We start from the raw sequence: 22418 nt of genomic DNA on the forward strand, positions 1-22418 counted from the left end.
AAAAATGAATGTTATCAAAGTTCAAGAACGCAAGGATATTGGTATTAACCTCCATCCTATGAAAAAAATAGAAATCATAGTCTCTGGAGAGCATGAGCAACTCATCAGCTCGATGATGGAAGAGGCAAAAGTCACCGGATTTACGATATTCAGAAATATATCAGGTAAAGGCCATAACGGATTTCATGAAGGAAAAATATTATTCAATGATAGGGCTTCATTGATTATGTTTCTTGCCGTAGCCCCGGAGGAAGTGATTGCAACCCTTGCTCTAGGAATGAAAACTTTATTTCAACAAAATTCGGGCGTAATGTTTGTTTCAGATGTTGATGTAGCCCGAATGGATTATTTCCACTCAATCACTGGAGCATAATGATGGACTATCGAAATAAGTCGGTTTTGCTTGCCTCAAAACATGAGAAAGAAAAAGCAATTGCTGAAGTATTTTTTGCTAAACTCTCGTGCACACTGGATGTGCACGATTTCGATACCGACCAATTTGGGACCTTTACTGGTGAGATAGCAAGGACATTAACTCCCTATGATACCTGCGTTTTAAAAGCAAGGCGTGGTGCGGAGCACTACGGGTATGATTTGGCGATTGCGAGTGAAGGAAGTTTTGGTCCGCATCCTGCATTTCCATTTATTCCCAGTGACCATGAAATCATGGTGTTTTTAGATTGCAAAAACAATTGGGTGATTGCAGAGCAACATATTACACCCAAAACAAATTATCGCACGATAACGATAACCCCCCAAACAGAGCTTGATGGTTTTTTAGAAAAAGTAGGCTTCCCTGAGCATGCCCTAACCCTTCAAACCAACAGAGATAAACAAGTTATTGCAAAAGGGATTAGAGACATTGAAGCACTCAAGACTGCATTATCTCTTGGCTTTCAACAAGAAAAAGAACTTTTGCTCGCAACGGATATGAGAGCGATGATGAATCCCTTGAGGATGCAGGCGATTTCTGTACTCGCCGAAAAGCTAGCTCACCGAATTCAATGTTGTTGCCCCAAATGCTCTATTCCCGGTTTTGGGTTTAAACAAACCGCAGGCAAGCTACCTTGTAATGCATGCGCATCCCCCACTTCTTTATACCTTCAAGAAGTTTGGGGATGTATACAATGTGATTATCAGGAGACACACCCAAGAAAAGATGGTTTAGAAGGAGCTGAACCGCAATATTGTGATTATTGTAACCCATAGTTAAGAGCAAATCGGGATGCAAGAACAACCTTTGGTTTAGCACCCTGTTTTTTGCTAACAATTAGCATCTGCTCTACTGCACCCTATACTAGTAATCTATGTAAAATGATAATTTATCCCAACTCTAACGCTCCCAATAGAAGGAGTAAGTGCAGTACTCACAGCTGCACTTCCCCAAAGAACAGTGGGTGTTTCAGCACCATTGCGTTGAGCAAGTACAGCAGGCGTGTTCAAATTATTTAAACGATAGTATGTGTAATCAATTTTTGCACTCCAATTGGGTTTAAATAACCACTCCACTCCTGCACCAGCAGTCCAGCCGGGGAGAGTTTTACTTAAGTTATTTTGAATGGAGATCGCTGGAAAAACTGTTGGCCCTAATGATTCATGAGCTGTCCAAGAGGCATCCAATGCAACATTACCATAAGCAAAACCTCCTGTGCCGAAGATTAAAAAGGTTGGATGATACAGGTAGCCTAAACGAGCACTCACCGTTCCCAAATAATTAATCTTTTGTTTAACAGCCAGAGCCCCTACATAGTACTCCTCAAAGTCCATTAAATTGACCACTTTTTGCAAGGCATAGGAATGATCTGAATCAGTTAAACCATCGAAACTGATATCGAGCCCCAGTAGAACCTGTTTGCTCTGTTGATAATTGTAGCCAACTTGGCCTCCGCCTAAAAATCCATTGGAATGAAGCGAAAAATTGTTAGTAGCCACTTGAGCTAATGCACTTGCAATATTGCTAGCACCTAATGGAAATGTTTGGTTGATATAACTTGTCGAACCCGTGGTGACAACTTTATTGTCTTGAGAACTCCAGTATCCCGCATTAGCACCAAGATAAAATCCAGTCCAATTGGGCTCTGGGTTAATTGGCCCCATGCTGCCAGAAAATGTAAAACTACTGACAACAGTCATCATTAAAGAAAGAACTATTTTTTTCATGTCTGTTTTTTGAAACTCCATTTTCGATTAGCCCAAATAGGGTTCAAGATACTATTAAAATTGTGCCAAAAACTGTGGGATACTCATATGGGTACCAGGTAGGTTATTATAAAAAACATCACCCGGTTTAACCGGTATCATATAAGACCAGTGAATTAAACCACTGACACCGTTTTGTCCACTATTCATTTGCATAATGAAAGAACATTGACCACTGCTTTTTACGTGCAAATCACCTATCCCAGTGACGAGATCCGTTCTTGATGAGGTCCCGGAATAAAAAGTAATGTAGACTTTACCTTCGGAAGTCACAGAGCCTATTAAATATCTTTGCGATAAGACACTGTTACTTAAACTGGTATAAGATTGTCCAGTAAAATATCCATGATTATAACTGGAAATGACCCAAACCGTTTGGTCACTAACTGGAGTAAAATTAGCATTATCATAGAGATAGGCTAGCAATGTTTGGGGAGGAACTATCCATGTTGAATTTTTAAAACAGTATTGGTAGGGATCAGCTGAACTCAATGGTTCATTTGATTCAGGTGGCATAGAAGGAGGTAGTACTGGATTATCAATTGCATAGGATACTGATAATAAATTTGCTAGTACGATGGCAATTAAAATTTTGTAACTCATTAATTATCCTTAACAATTTGAGGAGTCTAATGAGATTCTACCTTACTTAAATTATGCCAATCAAACAAATTTTTCTTTCACTTAAGCTCTCTATCCTAAGTATAAATTTAGTTTTTAAAATACACTTTAAGTTTTTATCGAGGCGATAAATGGTGACTTAGTTGCCCTCCTCTTTAACTCGCACTAATACAACCTCATGATGCCTATTGATTTCATTGAATGCAGAAAATGTCTCACTTAATTAATTGCCAAATTAAAACAAAGATTTGTCATATATTGTTTTGTAGCTAGTTAAATTTTCATCTTAGGACGAACACGGCTTAAACCCCCGTCAACTGCAAGAACCTGCCCTGTTATCCAGCTATTCTCAGGACTAAGTAAAAAAATAATTGCCTGGGCAATATCTTCTGGCGTCCCTATACGTCCAAGAGCATGCATCATTTTTGAGGCATTAGAGGCCAAAGGGTTATTTAATAAGGAAGCGGTAAGTGGGCTATTCACCATTCCTGGCGCTACGACATTAACTCTTAAGTTATTGGGTGCATAAGTAGCAGCTGCTGCTTGAGCAAGTCCGATAATCCCTGCTTTGGCTGCAGCAATTGCTTCATGATTTGCAATTCCAACCAATGCAGCTGCTGATGAAATCAATACAACCGAGCCGCCTTGTTTCATCATTAAACCAGCTGCACGAACTGTTGCAAATGCGGTTGTTAAAGAGGAATTAATGCTGGCTTGAAACTCTTCAAATGTTGTCGTGTGGGCACTCTTCAAAAGTAATGAGCCTGAGCAATTGACAACCCCATCAATTGAGCCGACTTTATGAAAAACTTCGGTAACTGCATCAAAATTACTGGCATCGAGTATAAAATCTGGATGAATCTTATGGTTATCCCTTGCAGTGGTGAATACTTTATCGCCACGCTTGGTCAAAAAAGTAGTAACCGATTGCCCTATTGCACTGCTTGCCGCAATAACCAAATAATGACCCATCGTGAAATTTCGCAAAAAAGGAAAATTGAATTCACTATGCTTGATGAAGTTTAAAAGTTCAATATTTTTCATAGAAAATCATTAAATTTCATAGCAGATAAATCCGTTCTGCTATGAATTAAAGGGACTCAGAAAAACACAGAACTTATGTGAACAAAGATTTTTTGTTACATTGAAACAAACTATCTAGTCATTGGAATTCAATCAAGATTATTGAATTAAAATATTCCTACTAGTCAATAGCCGGATGAGGGAAATGCAATGGTACAAAAAAACGGTCTTGTTATATATTTAACTTATTTAGGAGCCCTCCCTTTTCTTATTGCTGCATTTTGCTCTCTTATAGGAATCACCGAGCTCCCATACCTCGGTTCCACACAACCATTGTTTTACTCTTATGCAACACTTATTGCTAGTTTTATGGCCGGAACTCTTTGGGGATATGTGATGCGTTCGAATTCTTCTAACCGCACAATCCTTTTTGCAAGTGTCATAATAGTTCTAATCCTATGGGTTCTATGGGGCAGTAGTAAAACATTGCCTTATTCGGCATTTTTAGTCCCCCTATACTTACTTCTTTGGTGCTTAGATTATTGGTTGTTAAAATACGAATATGAGGACCTTTCTTATTTTAAGATGCGCACAGGAGTAACCACCATTGTAATAGCAAGCTTATTGATAATTTATTTGAAAGAATAGAAGATATGTATTTGATTATTTATTGTGCATATACGATAATCTTATATTAATCCCGTAATGCAGTCATACTGCATTTTAAATGCAGTAGGTCATGTTCCTAATTTGATCAAAGACTACATTACAAAACTCAAGTAGTACGAGCGGAGTAATGAAATGCTTGTGGAAATTCTTTCACGTGCCCAGTTTGGTTTTAGCATAGGGTTTCATATTTTATTTCCAACATTGAATTTAGGCTTGGCTGTTTTTTTGGTCATCATGGAGTTTCTTTGGCTAAAATCAAAAAAAACAGTTTATCTCGAGATATGTAAATTTTGGACTAAGATTTTTGCTCTTACCTTTGGAATGGGGGTTGTTTCAGGCATTGTCCTTGCCTATCAAATTGGAACAAATTTTGGACCATTTATCACTCAATTCGGTAACGTTTTGGGTGCACTATTTGCCTATGAAACACTGACCGCTTTTTTCCTTGAAGCTGGTTTTCTGGGAGTGATGCTTTTTGGTTGGAAAAGAGTACCACCGGTATTCCATTTTATTGCAACCTTGCTGGTAGCTCTGGGGACAACCATATCTGCATTTTGGATTATGTCTGCAAATTCATGGATGCAAACGCCTAGCGGGTATGAGTTAATTGGAGGAAAGTACGTAGTTGCTAGCTGGTGGTCTGTAGTGATGAACCCTTCATTCGTACCTCGGTTTATCCATATGATTTTGGCCTCTTATGTGACCACTTGCTTTGTCATCATGGGTGTTGCTTCATACTATTTGCTTCGCAAAAAAACAATGGAAGCAGCAAAGAAAACGATGTCCTTTGCACTTTGGGCAGCTTTGATTCTTGTTCCTGTGCAAATTGGTGTTGGTGATGTTGTAGGTCTCATGGTTAAAGAGCATCAACCGCTTAAAACAGCGGCCATGGAGGGATTGTGGCATACTCAAAGTGGCGCTCCATTAGTATTATTTGCTTGGCCTTCTCAGACGCAACAACAAAATAACTATGCTATTGAAATTCCCAAACTTGCAAGCTTCATTAATACTCATGATTGGGATGGCAAAATGGTGGGTTTAGACTCTGTTGCACCTGACCAACAACCAAGAGTTGCTCCCGTATTTTTCTCATTTAGAATTATGGTAGGCATCGGTCTTTTGATGTTCGCCACGGCCATTGCTGGACTGTTTCTTCGTTACAAAAACAAAGTTTATGAGACTAAATGGTTTCATTATTGGTGTTTTGCACTAACACCGCTCGGTTTTATTGCCAGCATTTCCGGATGGCTCACTGCTGAAATTGGAAGACAACCTTGGGTGGTCTACGGGTTATTAAAAACTCATGATGCCATCTCTGCGATTAGTGCTGAGGATGTGATTATCTCTTTTATACTGCTTGTGATTGCTTATGGAATTGTTTTTGGGTTTTATCTGTATTATTTATTGAAACTCATTCGTTTAGGTCCTGAAGTCATTGATCAAGAACAAGTCGAACATCATGCATTTCAGTATATGACTGATCTAAATGTGGAGAAAAAATAATGCTTCCACTTATATTTGCGGTATTACTAGCTTTTATTGTCATGATGTATGTCATTTTAGATGGTTTTGATTTAGGGATTGGAATTTTATTTCCCTTTACCAGCAGTGAAAGCGAAAGAGATAAGATGATGAATTCAATTGCCCCCGTATGGGATGGTAATGAAACCTGGCTGGTTTTTGGTGGTGCCATATTATATGGAGGATTTCCTCAAGTTTATGGGGCTCTTTTGCCCGTTCTTTATATCCCTATCATGTTCATGTTGATAGCATTGATTTTCCGCGGCGTTAGTTTTGAGTTTCGTTTTAAAGCGGATAAGTCGAAACCTGTATGGAATTGGCTATTTGCAACCGGTTCGATTGCAGCAGCATTTTTTCAAGGAGTCATCTTAGGATGTTTTGTTCAGGGGTTCTCAATGAACCCTCAGACAATGGCGATTAGTCAGTCCAGTTGGTTAACTCCTTTTAGCTTATTTACCGGGATTGCCCTAATAAGTGGTTATGGGCTTCTTGGGGCTACATGGATGATTATCAAAAGCAGAAGCAAACTTCAGCGTAAAATGGTGCATTATGCCCGAGGGTTACTGGTTAGTGTGAGTTTCTTTTTGATTTTTGTTAGCATTTGGACTCCATTGCACAGCGCCGAAGTCTTCAATCGCTGGTATCAATTTCCTAATTTTTTATTATTAAGTCCACTTCCTTTAATTACGGCCTTTGCAATTTATCTTACCTGGAGAAACTTATCTTTAAATTCTAACAACGAACGCAAGCCTTTTATTTACAGTATTATCATTTTTTTGTGTTCTTATATTGGCATAGCTATTAGTGTTTATCCTTATTTGATTCCACATCAGATTACGATTTGGGAAGCTGCAGCCCCATCTTCGACCCTCACATTTATTTTGGTCGGCGTGGCTATTATGTTACCCATATTGCTTGCATATACATTGTATGCCTATTCACTTTTTAGAGGTAAAACAGAGGAGCATTACCATTAGTCAATTGTCAATTCATCAGCAAAGTGACAATTATAATTTAGCAAATACCTTTATAAGGAATATAAATCATGGCAAATCAAACTCGCGAAGGATTAATCAAACAGGCTAAGAGTGAATCTAGAGCAATCGCTTTAATTTACTCACCCATCGAGCTTCATGAATACATCGTTGAAATTATCGCTAAAGATTCTGATGAGTTCATTCATAAAGGAAAAGAACTATGGCATTTCAACTCTATTGACGAGGCTATGTCTCGGGCAGCAGAATATGGGGCAGAGGAATTTTTTCTGTGTGCTGATAATACTTACGATGAATGTGGCTCGGAAAGTGGTTCACCCAGTTTTGACTATATACCTCTTTACTCAAAGGCAAAGCACCCCAAAAATAATTAATTATTCAATAGGTGAGCGTTTTAATTTAGAGAAGAGTTAGGGATTAAATTCCATAATGGTTCAGATACTCCAGACTTAAGGGCCTCAATGGAGCACTGGTATTGGTGAAATGTGGTCTTGGCATAATATCCCCCTCATTATCCCGCGTCAGCACATCAAGGCTTTCGGTGGTGGGAAATTGATACTACCTATTACCTAATCAGAGCTCATGAGAAGGGTTTGGATGTTAAACCGATGCCCAAATCTTTATTAGAGCAGAATTTAGTGAAAAAGTAGTTATTCATTTCAAGGAGATGATAATGAAACTTATAGGACTTTTTTTCTTAACAATGTTTTGTATCTTTGTGTTGGATATGATTTGGTTGGGGATCATTGCGAAATCGGTTTATGCTCAAAACATCGGTATGTTGTTACGTAAGTCGGAAACTGGCATGGCACCTATTTGGTGGGCAGCAGCAGTCGTTTATGTTTGCATCACCTTAGGGATTGTTTATTTTGTCCTGCCCAGCGCACAAGGTAATTATATGCAAGCATTTGCTGGTGGAGTAATCCTTGGATTGGTAACCTATGGAATTTATGATTTCACCAATTATTCAATCCTTGCAAGCTGGCCTTGGAAGATAACATTAATCGATTTTATTTGGGGAATGGTCTTATGTGGACTGAGTAGTATATTTGCTGTCTTCATCCAGAATCGATTTTTTTCTTAAACCAAGGTTTCTCCAATTACTCCTAGTGTAATAATGCAAACTGAAAGGACATCTATCATGTTCATATAAGTTAGTCCTGATTTGCTAATTAGGAAAAATACACTTGAAATGATCAGAATGAGCAACCCTTAGAGTTGAAAAGTTGATAAAAAGACCAAGAAATATATTTTTTATCCCTTTAAATTCGTCATTGAATCATATAAGAAATTTTCCTCATGAATGCCTGGAAAAACGCAGCGAAATCCGTGGTTTAAATTTTAGACTCCAAGCCTCCAACACATTAATAATAAATAGAACCAAAATTAATAAATAGAAATCAATTCTTAAAACCTGAACCATAATCTTCACTCATACCATACCAATGCGTCTGAGAAAAAGAAGGTGATATAATCCAATTTTTTAAATAGTCTGAGTAAAATTTAAGATACGTCAGTCGCAAAACTAAATACATCACTCACAGGATGCGCTTAGAATAAATTGCTAAAAACCCATCCTAAAAATAAAATGAACCCCGGATAACCAAGCTGTGGATGATTTTTTGGTTAAAATAAGTCACTTTGGTAAGAGCAATTTGGATTGATTAGAACCGATTTAGTAGTAGAAGATTAGCCCAATTTATGACGAGATTAAAAAAGGTTTTATATCTCCAATACTTTTTTGATGTAAGAAGCCTTTTTAAACATAAAACTCTAACTTTTGAGCAAATGCTACGAAGATAAAGCTCTAAAAGAGACCTTAAAGTTATTACTACAAAATCTTTAACTTCTTTAAGAGAGCGGTTTATTCTGAAAGGAACAAGTGAATGAATAAAGAAAAAATACAGGAACTCATATTTTCTGATAAAGATGAAAAAGAAATAGCGGCAGAGTTAATAAAATGGTTTACCAAAGATCCAGAGCTCATTAAAGAAAGGTATATCTTCGATAGGACAGTTTTTCATCTTTTGGTTTTAAAAAATAAACCTAAAGTATTGGAAGCCTTATTGAGTGATACCACATGGCGTTTAATGCAGGATAGGCCCTGGCGAGAAATTGCTGTTCTGGGCGATCGGAATAATGCTACTCTTTGGCATTATGCCGTACGAAGTGAAGAAGGCACTGAAACCTTGGAGGTGCTTTTGGAATATATTCCCGAACTGATTAATAATTCCAATAACTTGGGCAATACCCCCTTACATGAGGCTGTTTTACACGATAATGTTTTGGCCATACAATCTCTAGTGAATACAGGAAAATGTGATCGTGCTGTTAAAAACGAACAGGAAAAAACCCCACTTGATATGGCGGGAAGTAAACTTGAATTGAGGAAGGCTTTATTATCGATTAATTTAAGCCACATAAAATCACTGGATTTAAGATATCGGAAATCTACTCCTGGTTCTGCAGAAAAATTGGGAGACTTCTTTCCACTACTCTCCTCCAGGAATGGGTCAGATTACTCCTCATCTCCGTCCTCCAGTTTTGATTCCTTTCATTCCTCTCTAAGACTTCAAGGAGAAAGCTCTCCAGAACGAGATCTTTCAAACTTAAAAATTGTATCGGATCAGGAGAATACTGCAGTCACAACCAGTAAACAGATAAATTTATTTTTGCAAGAAATGGTGGGCGAATACCGATTAGACAAGCATTCCGCGGAATATTTAACCGCCCAAAAAAAATTTCATGAGCTGTGCAAAACAAACTTTTTTCCTGAAGATTTCACCTTTGACCCCAAGCTGATTACGCATCCTGAGTTTCAAAAAGTGGTCTCAGACGCAATAGGCATTTTTTATCCAAGCGTCGATGGCATTTACACTCACTCTCAAGAAAAAATTAATATTTTAATGAATCAGTTTATAGCATTGCTGATACCTCATATTTCACTTGAAGATTCCAAACCTCGTGAAGTCCCTTTATTTTCTGAAGGCACGCCACAAAAAAATCAACCGTTGAGTTTGTTATGGTTCCTAACTGCTTGCCAGGAAACGCCTGAATCCAAAAGGGAGTTTAATCTGGAGAAAATTACTAACCAGGCCTTGGGTGTATTGGGATCTACATCGCTAATTGAAGTTTTGATTAGCCTAAGAACCTTATATGTTCACTTTGATGCAGATCAGAAATTAATTGCGAATCTTATTGTAATGCAACTGCTATGTTACAGTGCGGTTAACAGGATCGCAGAGCTTCCGACACTCTCTATGCAGTTACGTTTTTTTTGTAATATCAACAGTGACAAGGATAAAGGGTTAGGTGAGCTTGGAAGTGAACTTAACCAGCATTTAAAGGAAGGGCTTGAATCGAGCTCTGTTTACACCAATTGTCCATTATTACATAATTTCCTCAGCTTAAACCGTCAGTTGCGTTGCCCTACTTTAATCGATGCTAATAGATCCTTTGATCAGTTAGTTAACCAAGCACTAGCTAAAACCCGAGGAGAGAGAGTAGATGAGGTTTTGTTAATAGCCCACGAATTAAGACAGCTGACAATTACATTTTATCAAAAAGTTTCAATTACAGAATTTAATGATGGAAATTGGCTAAAAGCGGATAAAGACATACTTTCCCCCAATATAAAGGAATTGACAGGCAGCTTTAACCGATTGAGCAGTTACTTCTGTTTTAAAATTTTGAGTCAGCCACCGGAAAATTTAAAAACTGCCCTTCAGTTTATTATTGATTTAGCACAGGCATTATGTCCACTTAAAGGAGAGAACTATCCTGATCTCAACCATATGATGCTTATCGCAGGTATTCTTAATAACAAAAATATCTCTCGTTTGTATGACAAGAATGCTTCTCGGATACCGACTGCTTTTAAGGGATTGTCAACTAAAGATCTCCGTTATATCGAGGAAATCAATAAATTAATTTCCTCCGAAAAAAACTCAAAATACTTGCGTGAAGTATACGGTGCATTTAGAAGTGCGCTTCCCTTCTTAGGACTTCTTTTAACGGAAGCTACCTTTGCAACTGATGGAAATCCCAATCCATTACTCAGAGCAGAAACCTTGGGTATGGTTTTAAAAAAAATATTGGAGGTTAAGTTATTGGTTAACTTTGAAATAACTACCTATCAAACCAATATGACCGCATTTATCCAGGAGTTCAGGGCCGTTGATGAAGAAAGTCAATATTGGGCTTCTGTCAGATTACAACCTAGAAAAGCGGATTTATTAGATTTGGAAAATAATATACCCGCAATAGAATCAGCCCTCGATACACTCCATAATGATTTTTTACCCAACCACATACTTCCATGCATAGTGATAAATAAAAAGATGTATAAGCCCACTCAGACCGCGGAGGTGCTGATTGATTTATATAGTTTACATCTCAAGAGATTTAAAACAGATAAACAACAAAGCAAGAAAAGAGATGAAATCCAAAAAGAATCAATTCTTTTCAAACGTTGTTTTAAAAAATTAAAATGTGCTGTTCTGAAAATTTTAGAAATAAATAATCGATATTATTATGAATTAAAATTAGCCGACAAAAAAAATCCGATCTTATTCATCCATTTATTGGATAACCTACGAAAACAACTTGTCACATCAGAAGAACTTGAAGAGTTAAATACGTCCAGTTCTCCAAAAACATTAAAAGAGAAACCTTCAAAAGATGCAGGTAAAAGAAAAACCGCAATTTTTTTAGAAAAAAACGGCTTTTTTAAGCCAGAATCCAAAGATTCTGATGAAAAGGTAACTCCTTTGGAAAATATGTTCTCTTAAAAATTAAGAGGTGGTTTGAATCAATCACCTCTGTTTTAAATAGGGAACAAGTTTATTTCTCTCAGGGTTTATCATTCAATGGCTCAGTAATTACATACTAAATCAGCTTAGTAAGATAATCCCCTCTTATTTATTGATTATTGAAATAATTCATGCAATAAGGTATCCCTCGTAAGCTGCTTGTCCGTGAATTATTTTAGGTGAGGCAATACAACTGCGTTTGTACGGTGGATCGCTAAATTGCCAAAAGCCGAGATGGCACCAATTTAATGGCATCGATATCCTCTACATTGGGATTATGTGGTTTTGCTTCAAATATGCCAGAGGAAACTCCTTGGATTCTAGGAGATTGAGAGTTAAATAAATCTTTTTGCTGAGGATTGTAAATTCTTCTACGATTAGATCTTGTTGTAGGCATAGCAAGATTGCCCGCAATATTATGATAAGATTCTTGTGAATGTAAAAGGGTATTCGGATGTAGTAATTTAAAATCACTTTTAGATGACACATTTTTATTAAAAGACGGCCGAAAATTATAAGGTTTTTTGGATTCTTTCTCATCTCTGGAAAAAAACATGGTTATAAAGCTATTTATTTTCTCTTTTATTTTTTTGCCTACTAAAACGATATAATTCCCATACAGCCTATTAAGTTTATAACGTATGCCCGCTGACAAAAAAGAGTGAGGTAACGTTGCATGAGGAGTACCTTCTAAAGAATAAGAATTGATCATATAGGACCAATAGGGATGATTATAATTTAATTCTTTAAAGTAATAGGGTAGAAATTTTTCAAATGTTGTACTGCTTTGAAACATAAACCATCCCAGATTGGGATCGAGGAAGTGATATTTCTTTTTATCATCTTTATAAAATCCCAAAGAGTGACCAGAATTACCTACTAAAGAAATGTGGAATACTTCTCTGGTATTTTGTTTCGTTAAGTAAATTAATTTAGATGCTATTTCTTCAGTATTTTTATGAAAATGTAAAGAATAGATATTTTGCTTACAAACAGGCCTAAGAGAAAATTGATCTGCGATTTTTCCATTCCATAAGCGTGAACCATATAAATCTTGTAGGCGACAAATTCTTTCTGTTAAAGGGGCAAGGTGATTAGCATTTGGAAAAAAACGCCGTACGTCTGCATTAGCTGCTTTAAAAGGAGAGTTGTGTGGATCAATAACACCAAAAGGTCTTTTACCATTAATCAAACAAAGCGCCCATTCAGTGATATAGCCCGCGCATTCACCTTGTGAATTACCACATAAACTATCTTTACTTTGTTGGATGGGTAGAATTAACTTCCCACCCTTATTGTTAATTTCCTGTAATACTTCATCTACATGGGTAGCATTTTTATAATTAAATTTTCTATTGGCCGATAAAATTCTCTGTCTTTTAATAACTTCGAATACAGCATTTTTGGCTTTGAGCAATTTTAGTTGATAAAATCCTTGAGGAAGGTTTTTTATTTTAAAATCTAATTGCTCATAAATTTTATAAATATAAGCTGGGGATGGTGATTTGAAACACTTCTTCAATTGTCTTAATTTATTTTCTATAAATAATTTTTGATCTGAATAAAGGTGTTGTTTATGCAGCTGTTCTAATTCGATAATAGCTCTATAAATACTCATAATTTTTATATTTAGTGTTTCAATGCATACTCTTTATTGCAAAAAGAGCTTCGTGTCGTGTGATATTTAATCAGTTTTGTTAACAGAGGTTATTCAAATAAATGTAATTTTTGAATGGATAATTTTAGAATTTAATTTATTCCAAAATGGAAATAACTGCTTAAAAACTGGACATCTATCTCTTAGCAACATCCTCTTCATCTAAAGACAATGCCGCAGCCTATAAGGATTTTGTAGTTCATAGAGAGTTTTTCATAGCCTTTGAGCTCGGAAATAGTTAATCATTTTAAAGACTTATGTAGTAACTACTAAAGACCAACGAAAGAGTTGTCATAAAGCTTCGAAATTCAATTTGCTTGATACAAATCGGAATGATTCTCCTCGTTTAATCCAAGAATAAAGAATCTCACTTAATATTAAATTAATAACCATATTGTAGAATGTTTGTACAGAACACTTATTATCTGAGTTTACCATGCAATCAAAAACTGAAAATCAAAGCTTATATGGGATTACCCCTCCTGATATGTACCTGTTAATGCAACTTAAAAAACAGTCGTCTTTGGAAAAAGGAAAAAAATTTCAATGTTATGTGACTTCCTTACGACGCCTTCCATCTTTTTTTGAAACGTTGAATGCTTCAATGAGCGAATTACCCGAAAACTATCGATTTCAAATTGCAATTGGCGTAAAAAATGATTTACTCGAACATTGGTTTATCGTGGATTTTTATTTTAAAGAGGGTGTTTTTAACACTTTAACTCTTGATGCTTTTAATATGCACGGCCCTCTAAAAAGTTTTTTTGATCAACTTAGAGCTGCACTCCCCGATGGGAAGCATTATTATTTTGATGGTCGAGAGGGAAACATTCAATATTCCGGGAAGCATTGTCAAACATTCGTACGAGAGCATGCAGCATTACTGTTAAATATTTGTCCTGCGGATTTATATGAGTTGCTTGAAAGAGTTACTACATTGGAAGGCACCAAACATGAGAATATAAAAATGTTCACGCTAGCTGATTTCTCTCAAGAAGGTATGGAGCTATTGACCCCTCTTATACGTAGTATTCAGTCTATGAAAGTCTATAATAAGCTTCCTGAAGTTATTAAACAATCCAGAGCCTCTACTAATGGAGATTCTTTAGAAAAATGGATACAAAAAAAGAGAGTTTTTTGTCCGGTTAAGGGGAGCTTTTTGAATTTCAGTATTCATGCCAAAGATATCAATTACACAAGAAAACTGGAAAAACATAAAGAAACGGTTCAAATATCCGTTGAAGAATATTTAAATGACTCACAAAAACTAGTGTATTGAACATTTAGGATGAATTACAAAATTAAATACTGTATTGGTAGCGAATATAGGAAAATTATACTTAATATAGTGCATCGCTGGGGCATGAAGCCATTTAGTCTGCGCCCTTGCCCTTAATGATTTTCTACCTTATTTTGAGCCATGACGCACTTCATCTTCATATAAATTTTTTCCTGCATCCTCAGGAAAAATGGGTTCAAGAAGGGTTGCTATTTCCTTGATTGTTTCAGTACAGGCTTTTGTCAAATTCTCTCTTTTTAAAGTTAAAATAAATCCATTGATAATTGGATCCCATGACTTTTCATCCACTTTATTAGCAACCCTGTGATTGGGTAAAATATGAACATAATGTTCGGCTATGGAAATAAACAGTAAAACAACAGGAATCTCATGAGATACCGCCTTAGTAAGGGCCAATATCTCCTCTGCACCTAAGTGAGATGCGCGATGGAACAGTAATTTCCTGGGTAATAAATAGAGCAAAACCCGGTTTAAACCTGGAATAAAAGGCACCAGAAACATACACAACAGTTGAATTAAAAAAAATAAAGGAAATTTATTTAATCCTGTAATTTCCCACAATACAAAATTGATTAAACTTCCAAAAACAAAACCATACAGCATCATTTCGGCAATGTAATGATCACTTCTGGGGACAACAACCGCCGTAATTTCGGCACAAGTACGTTGCTCCGCCAAACCAATTGCCTTGGTGATTTGCTCTGACTCTAAAGTTGAAAAAATCTTTACCATGATCCTGATGAACCTCCGCCGCCAAAACTACCACCCCCGCCGCTAAACCCTCCACCGCCCCCTCCACCTCTTCCTCCGAATCGATTTCCGGAACCCGCAAATATTAAAAAGGCAAGACTAGGGTTGCGAATGAAAAAAATAATGATTAAAAGAAAGAAAAGCCATTCCAGCCAGCCGTATTTGGACGATGTTTGAGTTTTGGCTTTGGTTTTAGTAATTTTACCCCCACCTAATACATCGAGAATACTCTGGGTTCCCTCGATAATCCCTTTTTGATATTCCCCTTTCTTAAAAGAAGGAAGGATAACCGTTTGAATTATTTGATTGGCTAACAAATCGGTTATAACAGGTTCTAATCCATATCCTACTTCTATCCGTACTTTTCGTTCTTTTGGCGCAACAATAAGGATCACCCCGTTATTCTTGCCTTTTTGTCCAATTTGCCAATGACGTCCGAGTTGATAGCCATAATCCTCTATATCATAACCGTTTAACGTAGGGAGGGTTAATACCACTACTTGGTTCGTTGTAGTTCGTTCATATTTAGCTAATTGAGTTTCGAGGTCCTGCTGGGCCTTAGGGGTTAGGAGTTGCGCATTGTCGATGACTCTGCCCGTTAGGGTCGGAAAATTGGGTGCAGCAACTGCTAAGCTGCTGCCTAAATAAAAGAAAAGGATTAGTATAAATGCAATTAACGGACGCGCATTAATACGCATAGGTTAAAAGCTCACCTGGGGTGCCTTTTCCGCACCTGTAGTTGCTGTAAATGAAGGTTTAATTTGGGCACCATAAATTTTCGCCCAAATAATCCCAGGGAACGTCCTAATCGTTGTATTATACTCTTGAACGGTGTCGATATAATCTTTTCGCGCAATAGCGATTCGATTTTCTGTTCCTTCAAGCTGAGATTGCAGTGCCAAGAAATTTTGATTAGCTTTTAACTCAGGATATCGTTCTGCAACCACCATAAGTCTTGATAGGGTTGAAGACAGAGCGCCCTGTGCTTCTTCATATTTTTTCACAGCCACAGGATCGTTTAACATTTCCGGGGTAAGGGTGACTTTTGTTGCATTGGCGCGAGCATTAATCACATCGGTTAAAGTAGACTTTTCAAAATTAGCGTACCCCTTAACTGTATTCACAAGATTAGGAATTAAATCCAATCGTCTTTGATATTGATTTTGTACTTGCATCCAGGATGCTTTAACTTTCTCATCCAATCTTGGAATTTTATTGATACCACTGATAATAAAAAATCCTAGAATAACGAGAATCCCTATAATAAATAAACCTGCTCGCCTCATATTAACCCCATTGATATTTATAAATTTTATAGTACGAATTTTACAGCATAAGTACAAGAGAGCATCCCGACGCACACTGTAAAGAGGCGATGCTGGATACACCTTAACTGTCTTTGTAGCGCTGAAATTGTCTGCGAATGGTGCCGTTTTGGTGGCACCAATAAAATATTTAATTCTTGATTTAGGCGTCATATCGCTGAGTGGTAGTAAACCCGCAATAACCCTTTGATATTCTAACTTAGTGCTAAGATTCTTATCCCTATTGCCTAAAGGTGGATGCAACTCGTTCGTGCACCTACTTTTTAGGCCCTTCTCCAAATTTAAATTCTTGTATTGGGTTAGTGCTTATTGGCTCTTTTGAATGATCAAAAAAGCCTTGTTGACTTTGAGATACTGTAGGTAAAAAAACAGCTGATGTATCTTTAGACTTTTCTGATTCGGAAATTTCAGTTTTCTGTTCTTGAAATTTAATGAGCATTTCAGCAATTGATAGAAATCCTTTGGAGTTGGCATACTCGACTGGAGATTTCTTATTATTGTCAATAACATCTATTTTAGCCCCTCCACCTACCAGCAATTCTGCGACCTCTTTTTTTCCCTGGGATGCAGCTACATGCAAGGGGGTTCTATTATCTTTACCCCGTATATTGGGATCTGCCCCTACGTCTAATAGGGATTCTACCGAAGTAGCAGTACCGAAAAAAACCGCATAATGTAATGGAGATATTCCTTTTCCTGGTATGTTTGGATCTGCCCCGAACTCAACGAATGTTTTGAGAAACTCAGGATGATTTGTTTTTATTGAATGATGAAAAATGGTTAAGTTACTTTTATCTTCAAAATTTGGATTTGCACCCTTTTTTAAAAGGACTTCTATCATTTCAGGATTACCTTTTCTTAATGCGTATACCAAGGGGGGCAACCCATTTTGATCGGGAGCGTTAAGCCCTCGACCTTCTTTAATTAACGCATCGATTATTAGGTTAAAGAGTGGCATATCACCTGAATTTATCGCGTGATGTAAGGCAGTAAGCCCTTGTTTGTCTTGCATATCAGGATTTGCATGTCGCCGTAAAAGAAAACCAACCATTTCCTGTTGCTTCAATTGAATAGCGTAATGTAATGGGGGCAACCCATCCCCATCAAGCACATTAGGGTTAGCACCATTTATTTTAGGCAAGAGTGCTCTGACAAGATCATGATTGCCGCTTTGGACTGCGAGATGCAGTGGACTTTTCCCAGCATAATCCAATGTGTTGGGCTCCGCTTTCTTTTGCAAAAGCGCTTTAATCGTCGCGGGCTTTTCAGATAAAACAGCCAAGTGGAATAAAGACATTCCATTCTCATCAAGATGATTTAGGTCTCTTTTACTGGATAAATCTTCATGAGCCTTAGCCAAAAGGATATTGTCTAATTGTTTTTTAACCTCTGGGGAGACCTTATCTATATTTTCCCTAAACTTATCCATAATCATTTGTGGATTTTCATCGGAAATTTGGGGTTTTTCTTGCAACCAATTTTTTAATTGATGATATGCTTTGTCCACATGAGCACTAATTTCGCTATTGTCCTTGGGTAACTGTTCAAAACACCTGTCTAGTTCTTTTAATGCTTCGAAAACTTGATGTAATTTAGCATTTAATATAACCATCTTGCGGTAGTCATCAGCATCAGTATTTCTAAGTTTATGGAGTTCTTTTTCTAAGTGAGAAATGAGTTCATTTCGATTGTCTTGATCCTCACTCGGTTGTTTAAGATACTCAGTGATCCTTTTCAATATGATTTCTCTAACTTCAAGATGAGGTTTATGGCTGTTACGGTACATTTTTACAAGAGGAAAACCATTTACTTTTGCTAAACTTGTATTGGTTTTATCAAATTGAAATCTCCATTTATTCAAATTATTGCTGGGTATTGAATGTAATGCTTTGGTAATGGAATCAATGATTAAGGATGCATTATTTTGATGAAACTTAGAAATTCTATGAATATCATCCACATTTTCGCGTATTATCTGCTGAACAGAATCCCATCTTGATAAATAGCTATCCAATGCAACTCTGGGTTGATCTAATTTAGTAGGGGATGCATATAACATCCATGATTCGTACTCTTGACCCACAGGTGCTTTAAAATTATCTTCAAGTGGAAAAGTAAAGTGAGTTGTATTATCGGCAAATCGGACGCTTGCATCTAACGCATATCCACCTTCAGTTGCTAGTAAGAATAAAGAGAAAGCATCTTTAAAGGCCACTCTATCTACAATTCGATTGCGAGGTTCCGCCAAAAGCTCTCTTCTAACCTCCGACATTTTATTCGCTTGTTCCCGGATATAAGGATCCTCATTTTTTTGCATGGCTGCGATGTATTGATCTATTGATTTAACCGCTACAGTGCAATCATGCTTTTTGAATAAATCATGATAATGTGGAACATGTTCATCAAGGCAATAATAGCAAATCTTATTCGAGCATCTTCGTGAGACCTCAATAACATCCTCAACATCAGACCCTAACTTATTTTCTCCGGAAGAATCAATTTTAGGAGGACCAATCCATAAATAGTTAACATTGGGTAAATTCTTACTGTCCTCTTTCACAAAGGTATCTTCATGCTTTTTTAACACAATACGCTACCTCTAATTTCAATCACTCCTAAGATTAATTAAAAAAATCCTGATGATTTATTATAGTTTAAAATGTACACGATATTACCAAGTCAATGGGAAAAATAAAAAAGAATGAAGGAGGCATAATGAACTATAGTTGAGGCTGCTCATTAAAAATGCTTTGCAGACCCTCACTTCTTGAATGATGAGATTAACGAAATGGCTAAGCCTATAGGCAAAAATTCTTGATATATCTTCTTTAATTCTGATTCGCTAATTTCCCCCCCTTATAGCGCAAATGTTCTCTATTTTTCCTACTATACTTTTTATAACTGCTCATCAAATCCTGGGCTAATCATGTATTCTAAAGAACTCAATCCAGATACGTTATACTCATGTGATCATTGCTGGGGAAAGGACATTTCATTTCCTAAAGGAACTCAAGTGGGCAAAGACAGCTGGTTTGAAACGGCAATAAAACATGTCATTGGCTTAAGTGGTAATGATACCGGGGAGGGTCCGGGATTGGTTATCGAAGATATCGAACATTCTGATGTAGATATGTTATGGACTTCAGGCCTCAATGGATGTATGGGATTAGCCATCCTCGGCCTCAATCCAGTAACACAAAAAACAGACGTTTTTTTTACTCATGCCAGACACTATGAGAAGAACGATGCCACTACAGATAAAGATAACCCTATGTCTTTAGCACATCAATTCGTACAGTCGCATGAAGGTATTCGTGTTTTTTGGGGTACCGACTTCACGAAATATGGGAGTCAAACAGATGCCCAACGTCAAGAGGCCCAAAAAAAGCTCAGCAATACTCTAGGGTGCTGGGTCCGGAACGATGATTGCTTTAACACTGCCGAAATGACCTTTTTCCCTAAACATAGTCTCCTTATACCCAAGTTACCTCCATCTGCATACAAGGATTACAAGGAAGACAACAATCGAGAGCGGAAAAAAGAATTCTCTGATAGCAAACAATTAGGCGAGTATAAACCTGATCCAAGTATAGAAGGTGAGATCCGCTTACATATTGCTGCCTTACGTAAAGACCGGACATCTGCTGCCCGCTTATATCATCAGGATAAAAAAAGAGATTTGAAAATCCATGCGCTGACCGAAATATTGGAAGCTTATCATGTAGGCAATTATGATGTGTTAAGGCAATACCAGAGAGCAGCGAAAGAAAATAAATCTCCTTATATGGATCCTGATGCGAAAAAGATATGGGATTCCACCAAAGGCAAAACAGTAGAACTAGCGCAGAAAGCAGCGCAAGATGCGTTTAATAAGATTAGAGATATGGGGAAAGATGGGTGTGGATTACAAGAGAATGGGGAACCCATCCCGACTTATCGGCAATACCAACCTAAGACAAACGCTGAAGTATCATCTTCATTTCTGTGATTACCATGCTAATGGAACTTAGTTACCTTCCCCACTTTCATTCTAGGAATATTTTTTAAATTTTAATAATAACAGTTCATCGTATTGGTGCTATTAATTATCAGACTTATATTTAAGCGCATATTCTTCTTAACACTCAGAGATTATTTTTACAATTGCCCTACGTCATTTTTAGTCTTTGTACAAAGATGTAAAATTTTTCTGCATACGTATTTAGCGTAAATAGAGTCTTTGGAAAAACATTTGGTACATCCTTTTATATAAAGAACTCGCATTTGTAAACGGACAATATCGTTAGTGTAATGGGGAATAAAGAGTGGCCCTTGATTAATACTACTCCCCTCGATATTGGCCTTCGCTATCAAATAGCTCTTCAATGATGGTTTGCATTTAATCTTGCCTGCCATTACGAAAAATTTCCCGCAAAAACCCTTTGATATTTAATAATGTTCAGATTTCCAACTTATACTTAAAGATTAAAAGTAATTAGACTTACCGTTTAATGTTGGCATACATAAGTCCCCAACAGCATCATTATTCCCAATGATAAATAAATAGCAACCGTTCCCCAAAATGAAATAGGTTCCTCTATGCGTGTAATAGTTCGTTTACAATATGTTTTACCTAATACTATGGAAATAAATCCACAGAGTAAAAATACTCCCGCAACACTGCGTAAAATAGAAATATTGTTAGGATCAACTTTACACATCATAATTTAACCTTCGAGTCACACTTGCTTCGGCCTAATAACAGATTTAATCACTATCTGCTTTTCTAGCTCGCAACAAAATACCCTATTCTAAAAATTGAAAACATCTTTGGAGCGCTGTAATTCTTCCGGATTTTTACCCATTTTTACTAGCCTGCTTGTATTAATTGTTAATCGGTACCCAACTTTAGCCGAAAGACCTCGCCTTTCAATTCAATCGTATCTCCCGCAACCATCTTCTTTCTTTTTTGTTTTTCTATTACCCCGTTTACTAATACAGCGCCCGCAGCTATCATATCCTTAGCTTCTGCTCCACTCGAGGCGATACCTTCAAATTTAAGAATTTTGAAAAGTTCAACAGGTTCTTTATTAATGAAAACATCCTTCATATTAATTAATACTCCAGTAATTATGGGTTGTCGCAATTTTTATTTTTTAAGGACGCAAGATAAAGGGCTTCTACTTCACTCCTTGCCCATGGTGTTCTGCGCAGGAATTTAAGACTTGATTTGATGCTGGGGTCCGAAGAAAAGCAATTAATCTTGACTCTTTCCGCCAAGCCTTCCCAACCATAACAAAGCAACAAACTATTTAAGATAGCCTCGAGGGTAATACCGTGCAGTGGATCATTAGAAGTTCTTTTCATCAATTACACCTTTCTTTATTGTCAGGTAATGAAAGCTTAAAAAAATAATCGACTATTCTATCTTCAATTTTTTTTAAAACCATTATCTGTCAATTGAGTATAAAAAATTTTCTGAAGAATCGATTTCTGATTTCGTTAACACTTATGGGGTCAGGCCTTGAATTGTGAATTTTCGAAACTAGAGTCGTAATTTTTGACTAT

21 protein-coding genes are annotated in these 22418 nt (G+C 36.9%); 10 read left to right on the forward strand and 11 right to left on the reverse strand.

What is annotated here, in order from left to right:
• The first annotated feature begins 4 nt into the window (after window positions 1–4).
• The gene (locus HBNCFIEN_RS15215; protein ID WP_182391901.1) at window positions 5–373 is read left to right on the forward strand and encodes a P-II family nitrogen regulator; all 369 of its coding nucleotides are present in this window, start codon (window positions 5–7) and stop codon (window positions 371–373) included.
• Entirely contained in the window at window positions 373–1209 is an 837-nt protein-coding gene (locus HBNCFIEN_RS15220) for a DUF6671 family protein (RefSeq protein ID WP_255464253.1), read from the forward strand. The genes HBNCFIEN_RS15215 and HBNCFIEN_RS15220 overlap by 1 nt, the downstream gene beginning before the upstream one ends.
• A gap of 96 nt (window positions 1210–1305) precedes the next feature.
• On the opposite strand, the gene HBNCFIEN_RS15225 is transcribed toward HBNCFIEN_RS15220, so the two are convergent.
• The 3 genes from HBNCFIEN_RS15225 to HBNCFIEN_RS15235 form a co-directional block, all read right to left on the reverse strand.
• Window positions 1306–2160: an outer membrane protein gene (locus HBNCFIEN_RS15225; protein WP_255464254.1), complete on the reverse strand. Its 855-nt coding sequence runs from the start codon at window positions 2158–2160 to the stop codon at window positions 1306–1308.
• Window positions 2161–2214: 54 nt separating this feature from the next.
• A complete protein-coding gene (locus tag HBNCFIEN_RS15230; protein WP_182391903.1) occupies window positions 2215–2802 on the reverse strand; it encodes a hypothetical protein in 588 nt (195 codons plus the stop codon).
• Window positions 2803–3093: 291 nt separating this feature from the next.
• A complete protein-coding gene (locus HBNCFIEN_RS15235) occupies window positions 3094–3792 on the reverse strand; it encodes an SDR family oxidoreductase (RefSeq protein ID WP_182393724.1) in 699 nt (232 codons plus the stop codon).
• Between the two features lie 261 nt (window positions 3793–4053).
• Between HBNCFIEN_RS15235 and HBNCFIEN_RS17890 the strand changes: the two genes are divergently transcribed.
• The 6 genes from HBNCFIEN_RS17890 (at window position 4054) to HBNCFIEN_RS15265 (ending at window position 11818) form a co-directional block, all read left to right on the forward strand.
• Window positions 4054–4491, forward strand: a complete 438-nt coding sequence (locus HBNCFIEN_RS17890) for a DUF3429 domain-containing protein (RefSeq protein ID WP_182391904.1) — start codon at window positions 4054–4056, stop codon at window positions 4489–4491.
• Window positions 4492–4644: 153 nt separating this feature from the next.
• The gene (locus tag HBNCFIEN_RS15245; protein WP_182391905.1) at window positions 4645–6015 is read left to right on the forward strand and encodes a cytochrome ubiquinol oxidase subunit I; all 1371 of its coding nucleotides are present in this window, start codon (window positions 4645–4647) and stop codon (window positions 6013–6015) included.
• On the forward strand, window positions 6015–7010 hold the full coding sequence (cydB, locus tag HBNCFIEN_RS15250; protein WP_182391906.1) for a cytochrome d ubiquinol oxidase subunit II: 996 nt from the start codon (window positions 6015–6017) through the stop codon (window positions 7008–7010). Before HBNCFIEN_RS15245 ends, cydB begins: the two co-directional genes overlap by 1 nt.
• A 68-nt stretch (window positions 7011–7078) precedes the next feature.
• Window positions 7079–7402: a hypothetical protein gene (locus tag HBNCFIEN_RS15255; protein WP_182391907.1), complete on the forward strand. Its 324-nt coding sequence runs from the start codon at window positions 7079–7081 to the stop codon at window positions 7400–7402.
• 299 nt (window positions 7403–7701) lie between these two features.
• A complete protein-coding gene (locus tag HBNCFIEN_RS15260; protein ID WP_182391908.1) occupies window positions 7702–8112 on the forward strand; it encodes a DUF2177 family protein in 411 nt (136 codons plus the stop codon).
• Window positions 8113–8914: 802 nt separating this feature from the next.
• Window positions 8915–11818, forward strand: a complete 2904-nt coding sequence (locus tag HBNCFIEN_RS15265; protein ID WP_182391909.1) for a RasGEF domain-containing protein — start codon at window positions 8915–8917, stop codon at window positions 11816–11818.
• Window positions 11819–12053: 235 nt separating this feature from the next.
• On the opposite strand, the gene HBNCFIEN_RS15270 is transcribed toward HBNCFIEN_RS15265, so the two are convergent.
• Window positions 12054–13457 (reverse strand): YopT-type cysteine protease domain-containing protein, encoded by a 1404-nt coding sequence (locus HBNCFIEN_RS15270; RefSeq protein ID WP_182391910.1) that lies wholly within the window; start codon window positions 13455–13457, stop codon window positions 12054–12056.
• Window positions 13458–13932: 475 nt separating this feature from the next.
• On the opposite strand from HBNCFIEN_RS15270, the gene HBNCFIEN_RS15275 reads away from it, so the two are divergent.
• Window positions 13933–14775 (forward strand): hypothetical protein, encoded by an 843-nt coding sequence (locus HBNCFIEN_RS15275; protein ID WP_182391911.1) that lies wholly within the window; start codon window positions 13933–13935, stop codon window positions 14773–14775.
• Between the two features lie 129 nt (window positions 14776–14904).
• Here the strand turns inward: HBNCFIEN_RS15275 and HBNCFIEN_RS15280 are convergent, their stop codons facing one another.
• The 4 genes from HBNCFIEN_RS15280 to HBNCFIEN_RS15295 all read right to left on the reverse strand — a co-directional run bounded on the left by HBNCFIEN_RS15280 (window position 14905) and on the right by HBNCFIEN_RS15295 (window position 19458).
• Window positions 14905–15528 carry a hypothetical protein gene (locus tag HBNCFIEN_RS15280; protein WP_182391912.1) on the reverse strand — a complete coding sequence of 208 codons (624 nt, stop codon included), beginning with the start codon at window positions 15526–15528 and terminating at the stop codon, window positions 14905–14907.
• On the reverse strand, window positions 15522–16244 hold the full coding sequence (locus tag HBNCFIEN_RS15285; protein WP_182391913.1) for a YgcG family protein: 723 nt from the start codon (window positions 16242–16244) through the stop codon (window positions 15522–15524). The genes HBNCFIEN_RS15280 and HBNCFIEN_RS15285 overlap by 7 nt, the downstream gene beginning before the upstream one ends.
• 3 nt (window positions 16245–16247) lie before the next feature.
• Window positions 16248–16832, reverse strand: coding sequence for a LemA family protein (locus HBNCFIEN_RS15290; RefSeq protein WP_182391914.1), 585 nt, complete (start codon window positions 16830–16832; stop codon window positions 16248–16250).
• 295 nt (window positions 16833–17127) lie between these two features.
• A complete protein-coding gene (locus HBNCFIEN_RS15295) occupies window positions 17128–19458 on the reverse strand; it encodes an ankyrin repeat domain-containing protein (protein WP_182391915.1) in 2331 nt (776 codons plus the stop codon).
• A gap of 339 nt (window positions 19459–19797) precedes the next feature.
• Between HBNCFIEN_RS15295 and HBNCFIEN_RS15300 the strand changes: the two genes are divergently transcribed.
• A complete protein-coding gene (locus HBNCFIEN_RS15300; RefSeq protein WP_182391916.1) occupies window positions 19798–20859 on the forward strand; it encodes a hypothetical protein in 1062 nt (353 codons plus the stop codon).
• A 499-nt stretch (window positions 20860–21358) separates the two neighbouring features.
• Here HBNCFIEN_RS15300 and HBNCFIEN_RS15305 read toward each other — a convergent pair whose 3' ends face one another.
• The 3 genes from HBNCFIEN_RS15305 to HBNCFIEN_RS15315 all read right to left on the reverse strand — a co-directional run bounded on the left by HBNCFIEN_RS15305 (window position 21359) and on the right by HBNCFIEN_RS15315 (window position 22217).
• Window positions 21359–21574 carry a hypothetical protein gene (locus HBNCFIEN_RS15305; protein ID WP_182391917.1) on the reverse strand — a complete coding sequence of 72 codons (216 nt, stop codon included), beginning with the start codon at window positions 21572–21574 and terminating at the stop codon, window positions 21359–21361.
• Window positions 21575–21741: 167 nt separating this feature from the next.
• Window positions 21742–21960: an RNA-binding S4 domain-containing protein gene (locus HBNCFIEN_RS15310; protein ID WP_182391918.1), complete on the reverse strand. Its 219-nt coding sequence runs from the start codon at window positions 21958–21960 to the stop codon at window positions 21742–21744.
• 20 nt (window positions 21961–21980) lie between these two features.
• Complete coding sequence (locus HBNCFIEN_RS15315; protein ID WP_182391919.1) at window positions 21981–22217, reverse strand: VF530 family DNA-binding protein; 237 nt, start codon at window positions 22215–22217, stop codon at window positions 21981–21983.
• Window positions 22218–22418: the final 201 nt, after the last annotated feature.

This window comes from Legionella sp. PC997 (assembly GCF_014109825.1).
Taxonomy (GTDB): domain Bacteria; phylum Pseudomonadota; class Gammaproteobacteria; order Legionellales; family Legionellaceae; genus Legionella.

What these genes read in the sequence shown, in the direction of transcription:
- HBNCFIEN_RS15215 (WP_182391901.1), top strand. Translation starts at nt 5, where the DNA reads ATGAATGTTATCAAAGTTCAAGAACGCAAGGATATTGGTATTAACCTC.
- HBNCFIEN_RS15220 (WP_255464253.1), top strand. Translation starts at nt 373, where the DNA reads ATGATGGACTATCGAAATAAGTCGGTTTTGCTTGCCTCAAAACATGAG.
- HBNCFIEN_RS15225 (WP_255464254.1), bottom strand. Translation starts at nt 2,160, where the DNA reads ATGAAAAAAATAGTTCTTTCTTTAATGATGACTGTTGTCAGTAGTTTT.
- HBNCFIEN_RS15230 (WP_182391903.1), bottom strand. Translation starts at nt 2,802, where the DNA reads ATGAGTTACAAAATTTTAATTGCCATCGTACTAGCAAATTTATTATCA.
- HBNCFIEN_RS15235 (WP_182393724.1), bottom strand. Translation starts at nt 3,792, where the DNA reads ATGGGTCATTATTTGGTTATTGCGGCAAGCAGTGCAATAGGGCAATCG.
- HBNCFIEN_RS17890 (WP_182391904.1), top strand. Translation starts at nt 4,054, where the DNA reads ATGGTACAAAAAAACGGTCTTGTTATATATTTAACTTATTTAGGAGCC.
- HBNCFIEN_RS15245 (WP_182391905.1), top strand. Translation starts at nt 4,645, where the DNA reads ATGCTTGTGGAAATTCTTTCACGTGCCCAGTTTGGTTTTAGCATAGGG.
- cydB (WP_182391906.1), top strand. Translation starts at nt 6,015, where the DNA reads ATGCTTCCACTTATATTTGCGGTATTACTAGCTTTTATTGTCATGATG.
- HBNCFIEN_RS15255 (WP_182391907.1), top strand. Translation starts at nt 7,079, where the DNA reads ATGGCAAATCAAACTCGCGAAGGATTAATCAAACAGGCTAAGAGTGAA.
- HBNCFIEN_RS15260 (WP_182391908.1), top strand. Translation starts at nt 7,702, where the DNA reads ATGAAACTTATAGGACTTTTTTTCTTAACAATGTTTTGTATCTTTGTG.
- HBNCFIEN_RS15265 (WP_182391909.1), top strand. Translation starts at nt 8,915, where the DNA reads ATGAATAAAGAAAAAATACAGGAACTCATATTTTCTGATAAAGATGAA.
- HBNCFIEN_RS15270 (WP_182391910.1), bottom strand. Translation starts at nt 13,457, where the DNA reads ATGAGTATTTATAGAGCTATTATCGAATTAGAACAGCTGCATAAACAA.
- HBNCFIEN_RS15275 (WP_182391911.1), top strand. Translation starts at nt 13,933, where the DNA reads ATGCAATCAAAAACTGAAAATCAAAGCTTATATGGGATTACCCCTCCT.
- HBNCFIEN_RS15280 (WP_182391912.1), bottom strand. Translation starts at nt 15,528, where the DNA reads ATGGTAAAGATTTTTTCAACTTTAGAGTCAGAGCAAATCACCAAGGCA.
- HBNCFIEN_RS15285 (WP_182391913.1), bottom strand. Translation starts at nt 16,244, where the DNA reads ATGCGTATTAATGCGCGTCCGTTAATTGCATTTATACTAATCCTTTTC.
- HBNCFIEN_RS15290 (WP_182391914.1), bottom strand. Translation starts at nt 16,832, where the DNA reads ATGAGGCGAGCAGGTTTATTTATTATAGGGATTCTCGTTATTCTAGGA.
- HBNCFIEN_RS15300 (WP_182391916.1), top strand. Translation starts at nt 19,798, where the DNA reads ATGTATTCTAAAGAACTCAATCCAGATACGTTATACTCATGTGATCAT.
- HBNCFIEN_RS15305 (WP_182391917.1), bottom strand. Translation starts at nt 21,574, where the DNA reads ATGATGTGTAAAGTTGATCCTAACAATATTTCTATTTTACGCAGTGTT.
- HBNCFIEN_RS15310 (WP_182391918.1), bottom strand. Translation starts at nt 21,960, where the DNA reads ATGAAGGATGTTTTCATTAATAAAGAACCTGTTGAACTTTTCAAAATT.
- HBNCFIEN_RS15315 (WP_182391919.1), bottom strand. Translation starts at nt 22,217, where the DNA reads ATGAAAAGAACTTCTAATGATCCACTGCACGGTATTACCCTCGAGGCT.